4 protein-coding genes and 1 pseudogene are annotated in these 5,692 nt (G+C 71.5%); 1 reads left to right on the top strand and 4 read right to left on the bottom strand.

Annotation, left to right across the window (positions count from 1 at the left end):
* Nucleotides 1–180 precede the first annotated feature (180 nt).
* Entirely contained in the window at nt 181–978 is a 798-nt protein-coding gene (locus BU197_RS16685) for an SDR family NAD(P)-dependent oxidoreductase (protein WP_188269098.1), read from the bottom strand.
* A 243-nt stretch (nt 979–1,221) separates the two neighbouring features.
* Between BU197_RS16685 and BU197_RS16680 the strand changes: the two genes are divergently transcribed.
* Nucleotides 1,222–1,713: a MarR family winged helix-turn-helix transcriptional regulator gene (locus BU197_RS16680; RefSeq protein WP_188269097.1), complete on the top strand. Its 492-nt coding sequence runs from the start codon at nt 1,222–1,224 to the stop codon at nt 1,711–1,713.
* Nucleotides 1,714–1,732: 19 nt separating this feature from the next.
* On the opposite strand, the gene BU197_RS16675 is transcribed toward BU197_RS16680, so the two are convergent.
* The 3 genes and pseudogenes from BU197_RS16675 to BU197_RS16665 all read right to left on the bottom strand — a co-directional run.
* Nucleotides 1,733–3,895 (bottom strand): putative bifunctional diguanylate cyclase/phosphodiesterase, encoded by a 2,163-nt coding sequence (locus BU197_RS16675; RefSeq protein WP_188269096.1) that lies wholly within the window; start codon nt 3,893–3,895, stop codon nt 1,733–1,735.
* A complete protein-coding gene (locus tag BU197_RS16670) occupies nt 3,892–4,704 on the bottom strand; it encodes an SAM-dependent methyltransferase (protein ID WP_188269095.1) in 813 nt (270 codons plus the stop codon). Before BU197_RS16670 ends, BU197_RS16675 begins: the two co-directional genes overlap by 4 nt.
* A gap of 862 nt (nt 4,705–5,566) precedes the next feature.
* Nucleotides 5,567–5,692 (bottom strand): annotated as a pseudogene (locus BU197_RS16665) (hypothetical protein); the annotation flags it as partial.

Below are 5,692 nucleotides of genomic sequence, written 5' to 3'. Positions count from 1 at the left end.
GCCGCGACGGCGGACCCGAGCGCCCGCGCCGGGGGCGGCGGGAGCCGTCTCCGGCGCGGGCGGGGACGCACGGCGGGGCTCCGGGCCGTCGCGACGGCCCGGAGCCCCTTTCCGTGGTCCCGGACGGCTGAGCCGCCTGGGCGTTCGTGGTCCCGGACGGCCCGGCCGTCCGGGATTCGGTCATGCGGGAAGCATGGCGCGGCGCCAGGGCGCGGCGGAGGACTGCGTGGTCATGCCGCCGTCGACGACGAGGAGCTGGCCGGTGAGGTAGCGCGACTCGTCGGAGGCGAGGAAGACCATGGTGTTGCCGATGTCCTCGGGAGAGCCGAGGTAGGGCAGCGCGTTTCCGCTCTTCAGGCCGTCGATGACCGTCTGGGGGAGGTTGTTCTCCAGGGCGGGGGTCATCACGGCACCGGGGGCGATGGCGTTGCAGCGGATGCCCTGGGGACCGTACTGGGTGGCGATGGACTTGGTGAGGCTGACCACCGCCGCCTTGACGGCGCCGTAGGACGTTTGCAGTACGTCGCCGACGAGGGCGGCCACGGAGGCGGTGTTGACGATGGAGCCGCCGCCCGCCCGGATCATGTGCGGGACGGCGTGGCGCGAACCGAGCAGAGTGCTGCGGACGTTGAGGGCGACGGCGCGGTCGAACTCGTCCATGTCCATGCGGAGCAGGTCGAGGTCGGTGCGGGGGTTGGTGCCGCCGACGTGGTTGCACAGGACGTGCAGGGAGCCGTACTCCTCGACGGTGGCGTCGATCATGGCGGCGACGGAGTCCTCCTGGAGGACGTTCACCGTGACGGGCAGGGCCTGGCCGCCCTCCGCCGTGATGAGGTCCACGGTCTCCCGGGCGGCCCCGGTGTCGTAGTCGGCGACGACGACGCGGGCGCCCTGACGGCTCATGAGTACGGCGGCGGCGCGCCCGATGCCGCTGCCGGCTCCGGTGATGACGGCGACCTTGTCCTGTAGACGGTTCATGGTGGTGCTCCTTGCTGTCCGGGCGGTCGCCCGGGGACGTTCGTGCTTCCGGCGGGGCCGGGGTGTCGGCGGGCCGGTGCGCGGGTGCCCCGGGAGGCCGCACCACCCCAGAATATGCATCATGCATATATGTTGCACTGTACATGCGAGTTGCACCGTACACAATCACATCGGATGATGGTCCCATTGAAGGCGCGGCGCGCCAGGACGGACCGGACGGTCCACGGCACGGAGAGCAGGGGCATGGACGAGCACGAAAGCAGGCTGAACGACCTCGAACGGGAGCTGACCCTCCTGTCCAGGCACTTCCTCGGCTCACGAGGACCCCGGATCGGCCAGACGCTCGAACGCTCGGCCTACGTCCTGCTCACCCGCATGGAGACGAGCGCCCCCATGACGCTCAAGGAACTGGCCCACACCTTCCAGGTCGACGTCTCGACCATCAGCCGCCAGGTGAACGCCATGCTCAGGGCGGGTCTCGTGGAGCGCATCGCGGACCCGGACGGAGGCATCGCCCGCAAGTACCGCCCCACCGAGGCGGGCATCGCGCAGCTCCACGCCGACCGCGCCATCAGCCTCGAAGGCACCGGGCGGCTGGTCGAGGCCATCGGCTGGAACCCCGGGACCACGGAGCGGTTCCTGACCCTGCTGACCGAACTCAACCAGGGCGTCGAGAAGCTCGAAGTGCTCTCCGGGCCCGGCTCGCGGGGCGGCGGCACTCCCCCGGCCGGCTGACCTCACACGTGCGGACGGCTCAGATCGCGTCCGCCAGGAGGAGCGAGTGGATGCGGTCGGGGGCGCCGGGGCGGGCGTAGTACCAGCCCTGGGCGGTGTCGCAGCCGAGGTCGCGGAGTCTGCGGGCCTGGGCCCCGGTCTCCACGCCCTCGACGGTGACGGCGAGTTCCAGGCTGTGGGCCAGGGACACGATGCCTTCGACGATCTTCAGGTCCACCGGGTCCACCGGGTGCTGCTGCATGCCCCGGGTGAAGGAGCGGTCGAGCTTGAGGACGCTGACCGGCAGGCGGCGCAGGTTGGCCAGGTTGGAATAGCCGGTGCCGAAGTCGTCGAGGGCGATGTCCACACCCATCTCGGCGAGCTGCCGCAGCGGCTTCAGCAGTCCCTCGTCGGCCCCTATGAGGGCGGACTCGGTGACTTCGAGGCAGAGCGCGCCGGGTTCGAGCCCCGACCGCTCCAGGACGTCGACGGTGTCGGCGACGAGCCGGGGGTGGTGGAGCTGGGTCGGCGACAGGTTGACGTTGATCCGCAGCGGTCCGCCGTCGGAGTGCCGGGTCTGCCAGAAGCGGGCCTGGCGGACGGATTCCTGGAGGACCCAGCGGCCGAGCGGCACGATGAGCCCGGTGTCCTCGGCGAGCGGGATGAAGCGGTCGGGGCCGAGGACCCCGTGCTGCGGGTGGCACCAGCGGACCAGTGCCTCCGCGCCGTGCACGCTGCCGTCGTCGAGATGGACGAGCGGCTGGTACTCGATGAAGAACTCGCCGCGCTCCAGGGCGGCGGGCAGGGCGGTGGTGAGCCCGTGCCGGGTGATGGCGCGGGCGTCGGCCTCCGGGTCCGCCAGTTCGAAGCGGTTGCCTCCGGCGGACTTGGCCCGGTACATGGTGATGTCGGCGCTGCGCAGCACCTCGGCGGGGGTCCGTTCGCCGGCCGGTCCCTCGACGACGCCGAGGCTGCCGCGCACGGTCAGTTCGCGGCCGTCGATCCGCAGCGGGGTGGCGAGGGAGGCCAGGATGCGATCGGCGAGGTCGGTGACCTCCCGTTCCCCGTCGGCGCCGGTGGTGAGGGCGACGAACTCGTCGCCGCCGAGCCGGGCGACCATCTCGCCGGAGCCCCTGACGGCGCTCTGGAGCCGGTCGGCGACCTCGACGAGCAGCCGGTCCCCGGTGGAGTGGCCGAGACTGTCGTTGATCACCTTGAAGCCGTCGAGGTCGAGGTAGCAGAGGCCGAAGCGGGTGTTGTCGCCGGAGGAGAGGGCCTTCTCCAGGCGTTCGAAGAACAGGGTCCGGTTGGGCAGTCCGGTGAGCGCGTCGTGGGTGGCCTCGTACCGCAGGCGCAGATGGAGCAGGCGCCGCTCGGTGGTGTCCTCCATGAGGGCCAGCTGGTACTGCGGGTCGCCCTCGGCGTCGCGGAGCAGCGAGACCGTGAGGTTGGTCCACAGGACCGTGCCGTCACCCCGGTAGTACGGCTTCTCCACCCGGTAGTGCTCGCGCTCGCCCCGGACCAGTTCGTCGTAGAGGCGCCAGACGTGCGGGCCGTCCTCGGGGTGGACCCACTCGGTCACCTTGCGGCCCCGCAGGGGGCCTTCCATGCCGCCGAACATGCGGGTGAGGGTCTCGTTGACCTCCAGGAGGTTGCCGTCGAGGTCGGCGATCCCGATGCCTATGGCGGCTCCGTCGAAGACCGCGCGGAAGCGGCTCTCGGTGGCGTGCAGGGCGATCTCGGCGGCGCTGCGGGCGGCCAGCGCGGAGCGGGCGATGGCCTCCTGCTCGGCGCGGGTGCGTTCCCGCAGGGCCTGTGCGTAGCCGGTGGCCATGGCGTGCTGGAGCCGGGCGCAGCGGGCCCTCAGTTCCTCGGCCTGGAGGTCGGAATCCGTACCGCAGTAGAGCACCAGGTAGGAGTCGACGACGCCGAGGCTGCGGCCGAGGGCGTCGGGATCGGTGCAGTGGGCGGCGACGAGCGCCGCTCCGGCGCGCTGGGCCGGGGCCGTGTCGAAGGGCCGTGCGTGCAGGGCGTCGCACAGGGTGCGGGCCGGCGGCAGCAGGTGGACCTCGAACTCGGCGCGGGTCAGCGAGGTGGCGGTGACCGGGAAGATCGCGCGGCTCCAGATGGTGACGAACCGCCTGAGTCTGTCCTCCGGACCGTCCGCCTCGGCGACGCTCTTCGGCTGCGACGGGACCTTCACGCCTTGCGCCCCACCCCTGCGTAACCGGAGAAGGCATAGGGGTCCTCCTCCTCGACCGGGCCTTCCGGTCGCCAGTACGGCATCTGGACGAGGCCGGGTTCGACCAGGTCGGTGCCCTCGAAGAAGCGGGCGATCTCCTCGCCGGTCCGCATCACCAGGGGGTTGCGGATGTTCCGGTAGACCCCGACGGCTCCGCCCGCCTGCTGCCGGGTGAGCGGGATGCCCTCGTAGGCGGCGTGGGTGAGGACGAGGAGGCTGCCGGGAGCGAGGGCGTCGAGCAGTTCGGCGACGGCTTCGTACGGGCGGTCCTCGTCCTCCAGGAAGTGGAGGACGGCGACGAGGAGGACGGCGACCGGCCGGTCGAGGTCGAGCAGCCTGGCGACCTCGGGTGCGCGCAGGATGCCGTCCGGTTCGCGCAGGTCGGCGGCGACGACGGAGGTGTCCGGGTCGCCTTCGAGGACGGCCAGGCTGTGGGCGACGGCGACCGGGTCGTGGTCGACGTAGACCACGCGCGCGCCCGGGTGGGCGGCGCGGGCGATCTCGTGGACGTTGCCGAAGGTGGGGATGCCGGAGCCGATGTCGAGGAACTGGGTGACGTCGTTGTCAACGGCGTGGCGCACGGCGCGCCGCATGAAGGCGCGGTTGGCCTGCATGATCTTGGGCAGCCCCGGCATGAACTCCATGGCCTTGCGTGCCGCTTCCCGGTCGACTTCGAAATTGTGCGAGCCGCCCAGATAGAAGTCGTACATACGGGACACGCTCGGCACTGAAATGTCTATACCAATGGGAGCCCAGGCGGGACGCTCCATCAATGTCTCCAACAAGTCGCCATGGGGGATGCGGCCAGGTGTTCGTAGCCGGTGTTCGAGGTGAGGCTACTGATCGCCCGCCGAGAGAGCGAGTGAAAACGGAAATTAGCGATCCGTTCTTGGTCACACGCCATTGGCACGTGCCCCTGGAACGTTGAGTTCACGCCTTCAGGCCGTGCAAATTCACGTGCATATGAGCGTGCGGTCACTCCCGGCAGGGTCCTTCACCACCCTGCCGTCACTCGCGCCCCGCCCGCACCTCGGCCGTTGCCTCCACGGGGCCGGTCGCCGGTGAAGAATGCCCCCTCCGACAGCCCTCCCGACAGGGCGACAATCGGACAGATATGGCTCCGGAGGCCGGAACCGGCCCTACCGCTCCCCTCCGGCGCGCGGACCGCCTCTCCTATACGCCGCCATTGCGCCGAATCCGCCCCCGACACGCCGAAACGTCAAACCAGTGCACCCGGAGAGACCCCCCATCCGGCGAATCCGGGCCGTTTCCACCCCGCCGCGCCGCGTCTGTGAGGAAGCTCGTCCCTGTGCCTCTGTACGGATTACTTCTCGCGCGGCCCCTGGCGGCCCTCGCACTGGTGTGGCTCGTCCTCACCCCCGTGCCCGCCGCCGCCGACTCCTGCGCCTACGCCACCACCGGCCCCGACGGGTCGCACACCACGGTCTCGGTCGCCGGATCGGGCGGCTGCTCCCCCAGACCCACCCCGGAACCCACGCCGCAGCCCACGACGCCCACCCCCGGGCCGACCCCGACGCCCACCCCCACCCCCAAGCCCCCCCCCGCCCCCCCCCCCCCCCCCCCCCCCCCCCCCCCCCCCCCCCCCCCCCCCCCCCCCCCCCCCCCCCCCCCCAGGCCCGCCGGATTGGTGAAGTTGATGACCCAGGCGTCCGGGGCGAGGGCCGCGATCCGCCGGGCGATGCGGACCGCCACCGGCACCGTCCGAAGGCCGTACGCGATACCGCCCGCACCCACGGT

This window comes from Streptomyces sp. CBMA291 (assembly GCF_014596525.1).
In the GTDB taxonomy this organism is placed as follows: domain Bacteria; phylum Actinomycetota; class Actinomycetes; order Streptomycetales; family Streptomycetaceae; genus Streptomyces.
Note: the sequence above shows the minus strand (reverse complement) of the source record. Positions and strands in the feature narration are given on the sequence as shown.